Annotated in this window: 14 protein-coding genes; 10 read left to right on the forward strand and 4 right to left on the reverse strand. The window is 63.5% G+C overall.

The window, feature by feature from the left end; all coding sequences use genetic code 11:
- The first annotated feature begins 54 nt into the window (after positions 1–54).
- Positions 55–699: a S24 family peptidase gene (locus tag AC04SI_RS02515; protein ID WP_404280043.1), complete on the forward strand. Its 645-nt coding sequence runs from the start codon at positions 55–57 to the stop codon at positions 697–699.
- Positions 700–1,545 (forward strand): thermonuclease family protein, encoded by an 846-nt coding sequence (locus AC04SI_RS02520; RefSeq protein ID WP_404280046.1) that lies wholly within the window; start codon positions 700–702, stop codon positions 1,543–1,545. It begins immediately after the preceding gene.
- On the opposite strand, the gene AC04SI_RS02525 is transcribed toward AC04SI_RS02520, so the two are convergent.
- Entirely contained in the window at positions 1,508–3,157 is a 1,650-nt protein-coding gene (locus AC04SI_RS02525; protein WP_404280048.1) for a lysine--tRNA ligase, read from the reverse strand. The genes AC04SI_RS02520 and AC04SI_RS02525 overlap by 38 nt on opposite strands.
- 156 nt (positions 3,158–3,313) lie before the next feature.
- Here AC04SI_RS02525 and AC04SI_RS02530 point away from each other — a divergent pair, with 156 nt between their 5' ends.
- Positions 3,314–3,727 (forward strand): tellurite resistance TerB family protein, encoded by a 414-nt coding sequence (locus AC04SI_RS02530; RefSeq protein ID WP_404280050.1) that lies wholly within the window; start codon positions 3,314–3,316, stop codon positions 3,725–3,727.
- Positions 3,728–3,740: 13 nt separating this feature from the next.
- On the opposite strand, the gene AC04SI_RS02535 is transcribed toward AC04SI_RS02530, so the two are convergent.
- The gene (locus AC04SI_RS02535; RefSeq protein WP_488473894.1) at positions 3,741–4,586 is read right to left on the reverse strand and encodes an ABC transporter substrate-binding protein; all 846 of its coding nucleotides are present in this window, start codon (positions 4,584–4,586) and stop codon (positions 3,741–3,743) included.
- Positions 4,587–4,849: 263 nt separating this feature from the next.
- Here AC04SI_RS02535 and AC04SI_RS02540 point away from each other — a divergent pair, with 263 nt between their 5' ends.
- The 3 genes from AC04SI_RS02540 to AC04SI_RS02550 all read left to right on the forward strand — a co-directional run bounded on the left by AC04SI_RS02540 (position 4,850) and on the right by AC04SI_RS02550 (position 7,083).
- Positions 4,850–5,581, forward strand: a complete 732-nt coding sequence (locus tag AC04SI_RS02540) for a helix-turn-helix transcriptional regulator (RefSeq protein ID WP_404280053.1) — start codon at positions 4,850–4,852, stop codon at positions 5,579–5,581.
- Positions 5,582–5,678: 97 nt separating this feature from the next.
- A complete protein-coding gene (locus tag AC04SI_RS02545) occupies positions 5,679–6,317 on the forward strand; it encodes an acyl-homoserine-lactone synthase (protein WP_488473861.1) in 639 nt (212 codons plus the stop codon).
- 16 nt (positions 6,318–6,333) lie between these two features.
- The gene (locus AC04SI_RS02550) at positions 6,334–7,083 is read left to right on the forward strand and encodes an enoyl-CoA hydratase-related protein (protein ID WP_404280056.1); all 750 of its coding nucleotides are present in this window, start codon (positions 6,334–6,336) and stop codon (positions 7,081–7,083) included.
- A 212-nt stretch (positions 7,084–7,295) separates the two neighbouring features.
- Here AC04SI_RS02550 and ppk2 read toward each other — a convergent pair whose 3' ends face one another.
- Positions 7,296–8,201, reverse strand: coding sequence for a polyphosphate kinase 2 (gene ppk2 / locus AC04SI_RS02555; protein WP_488473862.1), 906 nt, complete (start codon positions 8,199–8,201; stop codon positions 7,296–7,298).
- 103 nt (positions 8,202–8,304) lie between these two features.
- Here ppk2 and AC04SI_RS02560 point away from each other — a divergent pair, with 103 nt between their 5' ends.
- The 3 genes from AC04SI_RS02560 (at position 8,305) to AC04SI_RS02570 (ending at position 11,512) form a co-directional block, all read left to right on the forward strand.
- The gene (locus AC04SI_RS02560; RefSeq protein WP_488473863.1) at positions 8,305–9,570 is read left to right on the forward strand and encodes an ATP-binding protein; all 1,266 of its coding nucleotides are present in this window, start codon (positions 8,305–8,307) and stop codon (positions 9,568–9,570) included.
- A 114-nt stretch (positions 9,571–9,684) separates the two neighbouring features.
- Positions 9,685–10,410 (forward strand): phosphate signaling complex protein PhoU, encoded by a 726-nt coding sequence (gene phoU / locus AC04SI_RS02565; protein WP_006199951.1) that lies wholly within the window; start codon positions 9,685–9,687, stop codon positions 10,408–10,410.
- A gap of 91 nt (positions 10,411–10,501) precedes the next feature.
- Positions 10,502–11,512, forward strand: coding sequence for a magnesium and cobalt transport protein CorA (locus AC04SI_RS02570; protein WP_488473864.1), 1,011 nt, complete (start codon positions 10,502–10,504; stop codon positions 11,510–11,512).
- A 67-nt stretch (positions 11,513–11,579) separates the two neighbouring features.
- Here the strand turns inward: AC04SI_RS02570 and AC04SI_RS02575 are convergent, their stop codons facing one another.
- Positions 11,580–12,098 (reverse strand): GcrA family cell cycle regulator, encoded by a 519-nt coding sequence (locus AC04SI_RS02575; RefSeq protein ID WP_192179200.1) that lies wholly within the window; start codon positions 12,096–12,098, stop codon positions 11,580–11,582.
- 357 nt (positions 12,099–12,455) lie between these two features.
- Here AC04SI_RS02575 and AC04SI_RS02580 point away from each other — a divergent pair, with 357 nt between their 5' ends.
- Positions 12,456–13,655: an aspartate aminotransferase family protein gene (locus tag AC04SI_RS02580; protein WP_404280065.1), complete on the forward strand. Its 1,200-nt coding sequence runs from the start codon at positions 12,456–12,458 to the stop codon at positions 13,653–13,655.
- Positions 13,656–13,664 lie beyond the last annotated feature (9 nt).

A 13,664-nucleotide genomic window follows, 5' to 3' on the forward strand; every position in this document is an offset into this window, starting at 1 on the left:
GCGGTTGCGGACTAGAAAGGAAAGGTATTTTTTCCTGTTCCGGGGGAGAGCGAAGTGCTCTCGCATGACCGTGTCTGGGCCGCCATCGATGCTCTCGCCGAGCGCTATTCGCTGTCGGCTTCGGGCCTGGCAAGGCGTGCAGGGCTCGATTCGACCGCCTTCAACAAGTCAAAGCGACTGTCTTCGGATGGGCGGCCGCGCTGGCCCTCGACCGAATCGCTGGCCAAGATCATCGAGGCGACTGGTGCTTCGCTCGACGAATTCACCGGCCTGGTCGAAGGCCGCGACAAGACCGGCCATGCGCCGGCGCAGCGGTCTTCGGTGCCGCTGCTCGGCTTCGCCCAGGCCGGCGCCGGTGGCTTCTTCGACGATGCCGGCTTTCCGGCGGGGCAGGGCTGGGATCTGATCGAGCTGCCTGCCCAGGCGACCGAAACCTCCTATGCGCTGCAGGTCCAGGGCGATTCCATGCTGCCGCTCTACCGCAATGGCGACGTGCTGATCGTCGAGCCGGGCGCCGCCACCCGCAAGGGCGACCGCGTCGTCGTGAAGACCAACGCCGGCGAGGTGATGGCCAAGGTGTTGGATCGCCAGACGACGAAGTCGATCGTGCTGATCTCGCTCAATCCCGAGCATCCGGATCGCGATATCCCGATGCGCGATGTCGAATGGGTGGCGCGGATCGTCTGGGCAAGCCAGTAGGTGCGGCTGTTCCATCTCGCCATAGCCGCCCTGGCGGTCCCGGCGATGGCGGCCCTGGTCGTCGCCGGCGGTCGCACCGTGCAGCGTGGCGAAGGCAGCGGTACTGTCACTGTCGACCAGATCCAGGCAGACGTCGACGCTGCGCCCCAAGAGCCGGCCACCTCGGCCATTCCCGGGCCGCAGCCGATAAAGCCGGCACCCCATTCCAGGTCGATCGATCCCGAAATGGTGGCGCCGCCCCCGCTCACCCCCGAAGAGCTTCAGCGGGTCGAACCGCGCGCGCCGTTGAGCGACCTTGCGCTGGCCGGCCCGCCCAAGCCGCCCAAGCTGAAGATGCCCGACGACTGGAACGGCACAAAACTGTTCCAGCCGGTGGCGTCAGCCGCCGGCGTGATCGAGGCGAAGGGCTATTCGGTCGCGCTTTCGGGCGTCGATGTCGTCGGGCAGGACGAGACCTGCACCGATGACGGCAAGGACTGGGCCTGCGGCATCCGGGCGCGCACGGCGTTCCGGGCTTTCCTGCGCGGCCGGGCGGTGGTCTGCACGGTGCCGCCCGAGGGCGGCCGCGACGTGATCACCGCCGAATGCCGCATCGGCAAGCAGGATGTGGGGCAATGGCTGGTCGAGAACGGCTGGGCCCGCGCCGCCGAGGGCGGCCCCTATGTCGAGGCCGGCGAGAAGGCGCGCGCGGCGAAAAAGGGCATCTTCGGATCAGCGCCGATCCTTACCGGCCTGCCGCCGGTTCCGCCGGCACCGAGCTCCGCGCCTCAGGCGCCGGGCTCCATATTGCAGGAAGAGGACGGCGTTCTTACGCCGCCAGTTGACCAGCCAGCGCCCGCTCAATGAGCGCGCGCGTTTCGGCAATGCCGTAGAGCGCGGCGAACGACCCGAAGCGCGGCCCGCGCTCCTGCCCGATCAGCACCTGGTAGATCATCTGGAAGAAGGCAACGGAAACGCCGGGACCACCTTCCGGGCTCTGCTTGGAATGGTCCTGGTAGCGCTCGATCCGGCGCGCAACGTTGAGGGCCGCGTTCTGGATCGCCTCGCCATCGGCTGCGGCGGGAAGCGAGGCCAGCGCCTCCGAGAGCTTGCCCAGCGCTTCGCGCTCCACCGCGTCGGCGGCCCGGTAGACCTTGGCCGGCTTCACGAAATCGTCGAAGTAGCGGATCGCATAGCCCGTCAGCCTGTCGAGCTCGGGATGCGTCTTCGGGGTCACGCCCGGCGCGTGGCGCGAGATGAAGCCCCACAGCACATCCTTGTTCTGCGCGTTGGAGGCGCTGACCAGGTTGAGCAGCAGTGAGAACGGCACCGGCAGGTCGATTGCCGGAGGGTTGCCGTAATGCATATGCCAGACCGGGTTGCCCAGCCGCTCCTTCCAGTCCTGCCGGGGATAGGCGGCAAGGAAGGTGTAATACTCGTCCACGGCCCGCGGGATGACGTCGAAATAGAGCTTCTTGGCCTGCCGCGGCCGCTGGTACATGTAGAGCCCGAGGCTTTCCGTCGGCGCATAGGCCAGCCACTGATCGATGGTGATGCCGTTGCCCTTCGACTTCGAGATCTTCTGGCCGTTCTCATCCAGGAACAGTTCGTAGACGAAATGCTCCGGCGCCCGTCCGCCCAGAATGTTGCAGATGCGGTCGTAGACCACCGCGTTCGTCTGGTGGTCCTTGCCGAACATTTCGAAATCGACGCCCAGCGCCGCCCAGCGCATGCCGAAGTCAGGCTTCCACTGCAGCTTCACCTTGCCGCCCCTGATCGAAAGCGTGGTCTCGGTGCCTTCGTCGTCGAAGGTGATGGTGCCGGCCTTGGCGTCGACATGCTTCATCGGGACGTAGAGCACGCGGCCGCTCTTCGGCGAGATCGGCAGGAACGGGCTGTAGGTGGCCTGGCGCTCCGGCCCAAGCGTCGGCAGCATCACCGCCATGATCTCGTCATAGCGTTCGGCCGCGCGCAGCAGCACCGCGTCGAAACGGCCGGCCTTGTAATACTCGGTCGCGCTGGCGAACTCGTAGTCGAACCCGAACGTGTCCAGGAAGCGGCAAAGCATCACGTTGTTGTGGTCCGCGAAGCTCGCAAAGTCGCCGCCGAACGGATTGGGCACCGACGACAGCGGCATATGCAGATACGGCTCGAGCGCGGCGCGATCCGGCACGCTGTCGGGGATCTTGCGCATGCCGTCCATGTCGTCGGAGAAGCACAGCAGCTTGGTCTTGACCGCGTCCCTGGTCAGCACGCGAAAGGCGTGGCGCACCATCGAGGTGCGCGCGACTTCGCCGAAGGTGCCGATATGCGGCAGGCCGGACGGCCCGTAGCCGGTCTCGAACAGGACGGTTTCCGGAAAGTCCGTGTTCTTGTAGCGCTCGATGATCTTTTTGGCTTCCTCGAACGGCCAGGCCTTGCTTTCGGCCGCCGCCACAAGCATCTCGGGATTGAGATCGATGATGTTTGATCCCGCCATGTCACTGTTTCCAAGTCGTTCGCCGGCGCCGCCGGAAGGGAGTTTTTCAACCGGTCTCTAGGCGTGCCTGCCTTGGGCGTCAACGATGGCGGCTGTTTTTCCTTGCGGCACCGATATGCTGTTCCTAACTACGAGGCCCTTTCAAGGAGTTCCCGAATGCCGTTGCCGTCCCCGCATGAAGCGCTGATCTACCTGATGGTCATCACCTCGGCTTCCGATCGCGACATGACCGATGTCGAACTGGCGCGCATCGGCGACGTCGTCCGCACCTGGCCCGTGTTCGAGGATTTCAGCCACGACAGGCTTGTCGGCATCGCCCAGGATTGCCAGAAGAGCCTGCACGAAAAGGGCGGCCTGGAAGGTGTTCTCGCGCGTGTCGCCGAAGCGCTGCCCGAAAGGCTGCGCGACACCGCCTATGCCGCCGCCTTCGAGGTCGCCGCCGTCGATCTCGAAATGCGCCTCGAGGAAGTGCGGGTGCTGCAGCTTATCCGCCTGAAGCTCGATCTCGACACGCTGACCGTCGCAGCCATCGCGCGCGCCGCGAAGGCGCGCCTGCGCACGCTGACCTGAAAATCAGCAGTCCCTAGAAAAAGCTGACCGGGAAATAACGCAAATAGAATTCGGCAAACGTACCTTTCACCGAGATCTCCTGCAGCGCGTAGTCCATGGCCGCGGCCAGGGCCGGATCGCCGGCCCTGGTGGCGATGGCCATGCCCGATCCCAGATATTCCGGCGCCAGATACGGCCCCCCGGCGAAACGGCAGCAGCCCGCCGCGTCCGTGCCGCCCAGCCAGAAGGCGAAGCGCATCCCGTCGCCGAAGGCGGCGTCTATCTTGCCGGCCTTGAGGTCGCCGTAGAGCTTTTCCGGGCTGTCGAGAGGGACGACCTGAACGGCGCCGAAATAGGCGCGCAGCATGTGCTCATGCGCCGAGCCGGCGATGACGCCGACGCGCTTGCTGCGCAACTTGTCGAAGATCGGTTCCGCGAAGGCCGTTGTTTTCGGCATGATGAAGCGCGCCGGAAACTGCAGATAGGAGCGCGAGAAGGCATATTTGGATCGGCTCTCCGGCGTGGCGGCGATGCCGGCAATGATGGCTTCGCCTTCGCCCTTCTGCAGCGCCGCGTCGAGCTCGCCCCAGGGCAGCGCCTGGATCTGGCACTTTTCGGCGATGCCGAGTTCGGCGCAGATCGCCCGTGCCAGATCGACGTGGAAACCGGACAACCGGCCGGCGCCGTCGAGAAAGTTGAACGGCGGAAAATCGGTGGTGGTGAGGAACCTCAGACGCGGCAGCGCGGAAAGATCGGGCTTCGGCAGCCGCTCCTTGGCGTCCCACAGCACCGGCACCTGCGGCTGGGCGGCGGCGGCGATGCCGGCAAACGACTGCGCCCCGACCAGTATCGATACCAGAGCGAGGAGTATCCACCGCAATGTCACAATAGAGCTCCGCCCGTCATGCTTTCGGCTTTTCGTACGAAAATGGCGCAGGCACAATGGTTTTTGATTTCAACTTACCGATTTAGGCGTATGGTTTAGCGGGTTTGCAAGTAGCAGCGCGGCGCCGGCCGAAAGGGAGGCATTCGCCAGCGTCACGAAAGCGGTGCAGCTTTGCAATCCGGGGTTGATGGCGAGGCGCGTCTCGGGCATCTACCATCGATCTCTGAGGCGGCAGGCAACATAGGGTAGATGTTGCGATGGGACATTTCGATCGCACGCTGGAATACATCGATCAGCTGCAGCACGCCAACACGGCGGCGGCGGTCTGTGAAAGGCTGCTTGGGGTCACGTCGGATTTCGGCCTGACGGCGCTGATGGCGGGAACCGTTCCGCAGCCAGGCACGCCGCGCGGCCAGCAGAAGGATCATGTGCTGCTGTGCGACTGGCCGGGCGAATGGCTGGAGCGCTACGTGGCGCGCAACTATGTCGATCATGACCCCGTCGTCAGCCACATGAAGCAGCTTCAGGCGCCGTTCCAATGGCGCGAAGCGTCCGAAAGCATCCGCGTCGACAAGAGCAGCGGCGAAGTCATGGGCGACGCCAGGGAGTTCAAGCTGCGCGACGGCCTGGCCTTCCCGCTGATCACCCTCGACGGCCTGATCGTCATGGTGTCGCTGGGCGGCGAGGCCGTTGAACTTTCGGAGGCCGAGTTCGGAATCGTGTCGCTGGTGTCGACCTATGCGATCGGCCGCGCCATGCAAATCCACACGATGGCGGGCAAGACCATCGATCACATCGAATTGACGCCGCGCGAGCGCGAATGCCTGCAGTGGGCCGCCGTCGGCAAGTCCGAGTGGGAGATATCTCAAATTCTAGGCATCTCGGAGCACACGTCCGAGAAACATCTCCTTAACGCCAAAAGCAAACTTGGTGCCGTCAATCGGGTGCAGGCGGTCGCGGAAGCCATTAGGCGCGGCTATATTAGTTAGGTCGGCCGTGCCGGCCTAGAAATTCTTGCCTACGTGATCGCGTAATTTTTTCGGGAAAGCCCGGCCGTATCTTCCTCTTGAAACCAGGAGACGGCTAATGCTTTTTTCCCTTACCACACAGGAATTGATGGATCGTCCCGACCTCTGGGAGGCCGTCCATCGTTTGCGCTACAAGATCTTCGTCGAGGAAATGGGGTGGACCGATCTTCAGCGCCCCGATGGCCTCGAGATCGACCAGTTCGACCATGACGAGGCGGTGCACCAGATCGTCATCCGCAACGGGGAGGTCGCCGGCTATCAGCGGATGCTGCCGACGACGCGGGCACATCTTCTGACCGAAGTGCTGGCGGACCTCTATGAAGGGACGCCGCCCTCGGGGCCGAATGTCTGGGAACTGACCCGCTATGCTGTGGCGCCGGGCTTTCGTGACGGCAAGCGCGGCGTGTCGACGGTCGGCACCGAGCTGATCGCCGGTTTCGTCGAGTGGGGGCTGCCGCGCAGCATCAACCAGGTCATCATCGAATTCGAGCCGATGTGGGTCCTGCGGGCGCTGCAGCTGCACTTCCTGGCAACGCCACTAGGCTACCAGCGCACCTACGGCAACCAGCAGGTCGTCGCCACGCTGCTCACCTTCAACGAACATACACTCGATGTCGTGCGTTCGCGCCGCAACCATTATGCGCCGGTGCTGGCCAGGGGATACCCCGACAGGCTCGGAATGAAACAGGCCTCGTGAGAGTTGGAGACCCGCCATGAATACCCACCCGCAACCCGAATTGCGTGGCCATACGCTGATCGTCACGGTTTCCTCGGACGACGGCCGGCCCGTCCTCGACAGGCGCGCCTATGCGAGCCTGGCAAAGACCTTCCATGAGGCCGCCGTCGACGACGACGTCCGCGTCGTGGTGCTGCGCGGCCTGGCAGGCTGCTTCTGCCTCGGCGGCGACTTTTCCGAATTTCTGGACGCCACCAAGCATCAGCAGCTTATCGCCGCGGTCACCGACATGTTCCGCACGCTGGCGACCTTTCCCAAACCGGTCCTTGCCTGCGTGGATGGCGATGCCGTCGGCGTCGGCTGCACCATCTTGTTCCATTGCGACATGGTGATCGCTTCGCGCGGCAGCACGTTCCGGGTGCCGTTTGTCGATTTCGGCCTGGTGCCGGACGCGGCAACCAGCATCCTGGCGCCGCAGAAGCTGGGCTATGCCGGCGCCTTCCGCTTCTTCTGCCTCGGTGACACGCTTCATGCCGAAGATGCCAGAGCGCTCGGCCTGGTCGGCGAGATTGTGGCGGACGGCGGTGCCGAGGAAGCGGCTCTCGGCCGGGCAAGGCAGCTCGCCAAGAAGCCGGTCGCGGCATTGTTGCAGACGCGCGGCCTGCTCAAGGGCGACACCAACGCGCTCTGCGACCGCATCGATCAGGAGATATCGCTGTTCCAGCAGGCGCTGCAGGATGACACCACCCTGAAGCGGCTGCAGCGGATTGCCCGGCTGGCGGCATAAAGCCGTCTGGCCGGAAAGTTGATCGTTGGCGAAATGGGCCGATCCGGAGAAAGGCTAGAGCAATTTCAGGAAAAGTGCGTAGCGGTTTTCCGTCCGGAATTGCGTAAAAACAACTACTTAGAGCGGGTCGGCGATTCCGTCAAAAGCTGAACCGCTCTAGGTGCGTTTTCCAGACCCGCTATTTTTCCAGGCCGGTCATTTTTCCAGGCCGGTCATTTTTCCAGGAATGATGGCCCTTCGCCGATGATCTTCTTGTCTTCCTTGCCGACAACATCGAGATCGCGACCGTCATAGGGCAGCGACAAGAGGATGCGGCGGATGACGGCCAGCCGCGCCCGCCGCTTGTCGTTGGCCCGCACGATGATCCAGGGCGCGAACGCCTTGTTCGTGCGCTCGACCATGAGGTCGCGCGCCTTGGTGTAGTCGTCCCATTTGCCGATGCCGGCGATATCGATCGGCGAGAACTTCCAGTTCTTCAAGGGGCTGTAGCGACGATCGTGGAACCGTTCGAGCTGCGTCTCGCGGCCGATGTCCAGCCAGAATTTGAAGAAATGGATGCCCTCATTGCAGATCATCCGCTCGAAATGTGGCGTCTCGTCGAGGAATTTCTCGTGCTGCTCGGGGGTACAGAAGCCCATGACCGGCTCGACACCGCCGCGGTTGTACCAGGAGCGGTCGAAGGTGACGAACTCTCCCGCCGTCGGGAAGTGGTCGACATAGCGCTGATAGTACCACTGTCCAACCTCTGTCGGCGTTGGCTTGGTCAGCGCCACGTTGCGCGCGGTGCGCGGGTTCATGTACTGGCGCAGCACGAAGATCGTGCCGCCCTTGCCGGCGGCATCGCGTCCCTCGAACAGTGCCATCACCCGCTTGCCGGCCGCCTGCAGCCAGGCCTGCGCCTTGACCAGCTCGATCTGCAGACTCTCGAGCGTCTCGTCATATTCCTTGCTCTTCATCTTCTTGTCGTAGGGATAGCCGCCGACCGTCAGCTTGTTGTCCTCGATCCAGTCCGGGAGCACGGGGTCCTCGATGTCGAACTCCCGCTCCTTGCCTCCGATCCTGATCTTCAGCGGGCCCTGTGCTGGTGCCGGAGCGGGACTTTCCTTCGGTTTTTTCATCGAGACGAACCTTTTCAGCTTGCGGACTCATGCTATGGGGAGCCTCAAATCCGGTCCAGCGGAAGTTTTCCAACCGACCGGAGCAAGGGCACGGGACGCGCGAATGGCTGACATCGGCGCAGAGCGGCAAACCAGGGCGCAAGCTGTCGCGGCACGGCTGTGGGAGAGCCGCTGGCTGCTGGCCGCCGGCATCGTCGCGGTCCTTGCCGTCTATGGCTTTGCCGGCATGTCCGCCTATGTCGTCCTGGCCGCCTTGGCGCTACTGCTTGCGGCGGCGCTGCTGCCGTCCGGTGCCTCGCGCCAGTCCGCCGAGGATGCGGCGGCGATCGAGGCGAGCGGGCTGCAGAGACTTTCCGGCGAATATCTCGCCGCGGCGGTTGCCGATCCGCTTATCATATTCGATCGCACCGCCACCATCGTCCATGCCAATGCCGCCGCTTTCGCTGCCTTCGGCGGCATCGCGCCCGGCATGTCGCTGTCGCTGAAATTCCGCGCACCCGAAATGCAGGCCTTGCTGGACAGCGTGCTGTCCGGAACGGTCGCTTCGGATGTGGTCGACTACATCGAAAAGCTGCCGATCGAACGGGCCTACCGGGTCAGCGCATCCTCCGTCGGCCATGCCACCGATCTCTACGTGTTGGTGTTCAAGGACCAGAGCGAGGCGCGCCGGATCGACAGGATGCGCGCAGACTTCATCGCCAATGCCAGCCACGAGCTGCGCACCCCGCTTGCCTCGATATCCGGCTTCATCGAAACGTTGAGAGGACCGGCCCGTGGCGATCCGGCGGCGCGCGACCAGTTCTTGCAGATCATGCAGAACCAGACCGGCCGCATGGCACGTCTGATCGACGACCTCCTGTCATTGTCGCGGCTGGAGATGAAGCCTTATCTGATGCCGGGAACCGAGGTCGATCTGCGCCAGACCATAGACAGTGTCATCGACTCGCTTGGACCGCTGGCCCGGGAAACCGGCGTCGTCATCGAACGCGATTTCGTCGAGGGAGCGCTCGAGGTGCCGGGAGACCGCGACGAACTCTTTCAAGTCTTCGAGAACCTGTTGGAAAACGCCTGCAAATACGGCCAGTCGGGCGGGCGCGTCACGGTGTCGATCGCCCGCACCGAAGCTGAGCCTGAAGCCGGCATCGACGTCACCATCAGGGACTATGGCCCCGGTATTCCCGAAGAGCATATCCCGCGCATCACCGAGCGCTTCTACCGCGTCGATGTCGAGAACAGCCGCACTCAGAAAGGCACGGGCCTGGGACTGTCGATCGTCAAACACATCCTGACACGCCACAACGCCAGGCTGTCGATCAAGTCGGAAGTCGGCAAGGGCGCGACGTTCTCGGTCCATTTGCCGGCGCGCTAGGGCTGTACTATTTACCAACTGGCCGTTTCTTCTTTCTGTCATCCGGCTGGCGTATCAGCACAGGATTCGAGGAAACGACTCGGGCCAGAAGATCCGGGGAAGGCATTTCGTCCCATGCAGTCCGTTCACATCGTCAGTGCCTATGACGAAGAGCTGAAATACCTGTCGAAGCGGATCGCTGCGATGGGTGGCCATGCCGAGCGCATGGTCGAGCAGGCGATCACCGCCCTGGTCAATGCCGATCCCGGTCTCGCCCAGAAGGTCATCCACGACGATATCGTCCTCGATGAAGGCCAGCGCGAGATCGACGACAAGGCGATCGTCATCATCGCCAAGCGCCAGCCGATGGCGACCGATTTGCGCGAGATCGTCGGCGCGATCCGTATCTCGGCCGACATCGAGCGCGTCGGCGACCTCGGCAAAAACGTCGCCAAGCGGGTGGCGGCCGTCACCGACGGGCGCCAGCCGACCAGCCTGTTTCGTGGTCTCGAGGCCTTGGCTAATTTGGCGCTAACGCAGCTCAAGGAAGTGCTCGACGTCTATGCCTCGCGCTCGGTCGAGAAGATCGGCTTCGTGCGCGACCGCGACGACCAGATCGACGCCATGTACACCTCGCTTTTTCGCGAGCTCCTGACCTACATGATGGAAGATCCGCGCAACATCACGCCCTGCACGCATCTCCTGTTCTGCGCCAAGAACATCGAGCGCATCGGCGACCACGCCACCAACATCGCCGAGACGATCTATTACATCGTCACCGGCGACCAGATGCCGGCCGAGCGCCCGAAGGGCGACAAGACCGACAAGATCGTCCTTCCCGGTACCGTTCCGGCTAAGTGAACGACGTCCCCTCGAACCCTTGGCTAATTTAGGCTAAGCTTCCCCGAACGTACCTGGTCCTGACCCGAGGCCATGCCTTGAGGAGGTAGCGATGGAAAACGTTCGGAACCTGACTCCGGCCCCGCCGCCGACATCCGGCATTATCGCGTCCAGCGTCTATACGGCCGGCCGGCGCATCGCCGACATTCCGATCGAGGAGGCCGGCGAATGGGCGGCCAAGCCCGGCCACGTCGTCTGGATCGGGCTCCTGGAACCGGACCGCAACCTTTTGCTGCGCGTCCAGGCGCAATTCCATTTGCATGAACTGGCCATCGAGGATGCCGAACATCCGCACCAGCGGCCAAAGATCGAGCAATATGGCGACGCCCTGTTCATCGTCGCCCGCACCGCGCAGCTGATCGACGGCCGCGTCACCTTCGGCGAGACGCATCTGTTCGTCGGCGCCGGCTACATCGTCAGCGTCAGGCACGGCCCTTCGACCTCCTATGCCGCCGTTCGCCAGCACTGGGAAAGCTGCCCGCATTCATTGGCCAAGGGCGAGGATTTCGTCCTCTATGCCATTCTCGATTTCATCGTCGACAATTACATGCCGGTGCTCGAGCAGATCGAGGACGAGGTCGAGGCGATCGAGGACAGGGTGCTGCTGCAGCCGATGACCGGCCCCGACATCGAACGGCTCTATATGCTGCGCCGTGATCTGTTGCGCCTGCGCAATGCAGCTCTTCCGCTGGTGGAGGTTTGCCGCCGGCTGACCAGCGCCGAGCTGCCGCAGATCCATGCCGCAATGCACCCGCTGTTTCGCGACGTCACCGATCATATCCGCACCGTCCAGGAGAAGATCGACAGCCTGCGCGAGGTGCTCGCCTTTGCCTTCGAGGCCAGCCTTCTGGTCGGCCAGAGCCAGGAAACGGCGAACACCAAGAAGCTCGCCTCATGGGCTGCCATCCTGGCGGTTCCGACGGCGCTCGCCGGCATCTATGGCATGAATTTCGACGATATGCCGGAACTTAAGATGGTATACGGCTATCCGGTCGTGCTGGTGACGATCGCGCTGATCTGCTCGTTCCTGTACTGGCGGTTTCGCAAGAATGGCTGGCTGTGAAGGAGTGAGTAGCGAGTAGTCAGTAGTGATTGGTGGCAGCGGCGCTCGCCGCCTATTCCCTCACTACTCACCGACTACGCCGCCGCTCCGACGCCGGCTGGAACGCCACCCTCGCGTGATACTTGCAGTAGGGGCCGGTTTCGGCGGCATCGTTGCCGCAGAAGTTGAAGTCTTCCGAAAGTGGGTCGCCATTCGGCCATTTGCAGGTGCGCTCGGTCAGTTCGACCAGCTGCAGGTGCCGCGAGATCGGCACGACGACGTTCTCGACCGGGCGGATGTAGTGGCGCGCCACCGGTTCGGCATCGAACTGCACTTGCAGCGCGTTTGCACCGATCGACGTAGTGACGTGGCGCTGCGTGCTTGCTGCGCGTGACACCGATTTCTGGACGGATGATCCTTGCACTGCCTTCTTCTGGCGCGCCGGGCTGGCCGTCGCGCGTCCGCGGCCCGACAGCTTCAGGCGGTGCACCTTGCCGATGACCGCATTGCGGCTGACGCCTCCGAGCTGTGCGGCAATCTGGCTGGCGCTCAGCCCCTCCGACCACAGTTTCCTGAGAAGTTCGACCCGCTCGTCAGTCCAGTTCATGTGACCGCGCTCCTGCTGCAAAGTGCGGCGATCGGAATCCTTTCCCGTCCCGGCTCCCGCCGGGCAGACAACACCACATATACCGGGTGATTGGGTCCGCCGCACGAAATCTAGTTATTTCTCGACTACAAATACCTCATGCGCTGACTCTGTGACAAGAGTCCCAAAGGCCACACGAATCAGTTTTTACGGTTTTCCCCAACTTGCCCGGTCGCTGATGAGCCGGCGTCCTGTCGGGGGCGTGCCGCGCGCCTATGCGCGACGTTTTCGTTGACTTCATGGCCGAAAAACACGATAAGCCGCGAAGGCCGCCGCTTTGGCGGCTTTTTTGATTTTCCGGTACCGGAGACGCATATAATGAGCGGTTCGGCGCTTTTCGAGACCTTTGCTCGCGCACCCTTGGCCTTCGACCACGGGGAGGGGACATGGCTGGTCACCGACAAGGGCGAGCGATATCTCGATTTTGCCGGCGGCATCGCGGTCAATTCGCTAGGCCACAGCCATCCGCATTTGGTCGCCGCGCTCACCGAGCAGGCGGGCAAGCTGTGGCACGTCTCCAATCTCTATGAGATTCCGCAGCAGAGGCGGCTGGGCGAACGGCTGGCGGACGCCACTTTCGCCGACAAGGTGTTCTTCACCAATTCCGGCGCCGAGGCGCTGGAATGCGCCATCAAGACGGCGCGGCGCTACCAGTTCGTCAAGGGTCATCCCGAGCGCTTCCGCGTCATCACCTTCGAAGGCGCCTTCCACGGCCGCACGCTGGCGACCATCGCCGCCGGCGGCCAGTACAAATACCTCGAAGGCTTCGGCCCCAAGGTCGAGGGTTTCGACCAGGTCGGTTTCGACGACATTGACGCGGCGGAAAAGGCGATCACATCGGAGACCGCAGCCATCCTGATCGAGCCGGTGCAGGGCGAAGGCGGCATCCGCCCGGTGCCGACCCAATCCCTGAAGCGGTTGCGGCAGCTTTGCGACCAGCACGGCCTGCTGTTGATCTTCGACGAGGTCCAATGCGGCATCGGCCGTACCGGAAAGCTGTTCGCGCATGAATGGACGGGTGTGACACCCGACATCATGGCGATCGCCAAGGGCATCGGCGGCGGGTTCCCGATGGGCGCCTGCCTCGCCACCGACGAAGCCGCGGTCGGCATGACCGCCGGCGTTCACGGCACCACCTTCGGTGGCAATCCGCTGGCGATGGCGGTCGGCAACGCCGTGCTCGACGTGGTGCTGGAAGGCGGTTTCCTCGAGGATGTGCAACGCAAGGCGCTGCTGCTGAAACAGGGGCTGGCCGGCGTCGCCGACGAATTCCCCGATGTCATCGAGGGCATAAGGGGAACCGGGCTGATGCTCGGCCTGAAATGCGTGATGCCCAACACCAAGGTCAACATGGCGCTGCGCGACCAGCATTTCCTGGCGGTTCCGGCCGGCGACAACGTCATCCGCCTTTTGCCGCCGCTCACCGTCACCGACGCCGAGATCAGCGAGGCGCTCGACCGCATCCGCGCCGGCGCCAAGGGCCTGGCCGATGCCATCGCCGCGGCCGCCGCGAAGTAATCCTGGAAC

Source organism: Mesorhizobium sp. CNPSo 4689 (assembly GCF_057784325.1).

What these genes read in the sequence shown, in the direction of transcription:
- AC04SI_RS02525 (WP_404280048.1), bottom strand. Translation starts at nt 3,157, where the DNA reads ATGGCGGGATCAAACATCATCGATCTCAATCCCGAGATGCTTGTGGCG.
- AC04SI_RS02530 (WP_404280050.1), top strand. Translation starts at nt 3,314, where the DNA reads ATGCCGTTGCCGTCCCCGCATGAAGCGCTGATCTACCTGATGGTCATC.
- AC04SI_RS02540 (WP_404280053.1), top strand. Translation starts at nt 4,850, where the DNA reads ATGGGACATTTCGATCGCACGCTGGAATACATCGATCAGCTGCAGCAC.
- AC04SI_RS02545 (WP_488473861.1), top strand. Translation starts at nt 5,679, where the DNA reads ATGCTTTTTTCCCTTACCACACAGGAATTGATGGATCGTCCCGACCTC.
- AC04SI_RS02550 (WP_404280056.1), top strand. Translation starts at nt 6,334, where the DNA reads ATGAATACCCACCCGCAACCCGAATTGCGTGGCCATACGCTGATCGTC.
- ppk2 (WP_488473862.1), bottom strand. Translation starts at nt 8,201, where the DNA reads ATGAAAAAACCGAAGGAAAGTCCCGCTCCGGCACCAGCACAGGGCCCG.
- AC04SI_RS02560 (WP_488473863.1), top strand. Translation starts at nt 8,305, where the DNA reads ATGGCTGACATCGGCGCAGAGCGGCAAACCAGGGCGCAAGCTGTCGCG.
- phoU (WP_006199951.1), top strand. Translation starts at nt 9,685, where the DNA reads ATGCAGTCCGTTCACATCGTCAGTGCCTATGACGAAGAGCTGAAATAC.
- AC04SI_RS02570 (WP_488473864.1), top strand. Translation starts at nt 10,502, where the DNA reads ATGGAAAACGTTCGGAACCTGACTCCGGCCCCGCCGCCGACATCCGGC.
- AC04SI_RS02575 (WP_192179200.1), bottom strand. Translation starts at nt 12,098, where the DNA reads ATGAACTGGACTGACGAGCGGGTCGAACTTCTCAGGAAACTGTGGTCG.
- AC04SI_RS02580 (WP_404280065.1), top strand. Translation starts at nt 12,456, where the DNA reads ATGAGCGGTTCGGCGCTTTTCGAGACCTTTGCTCGCGCACCCTTGGCC.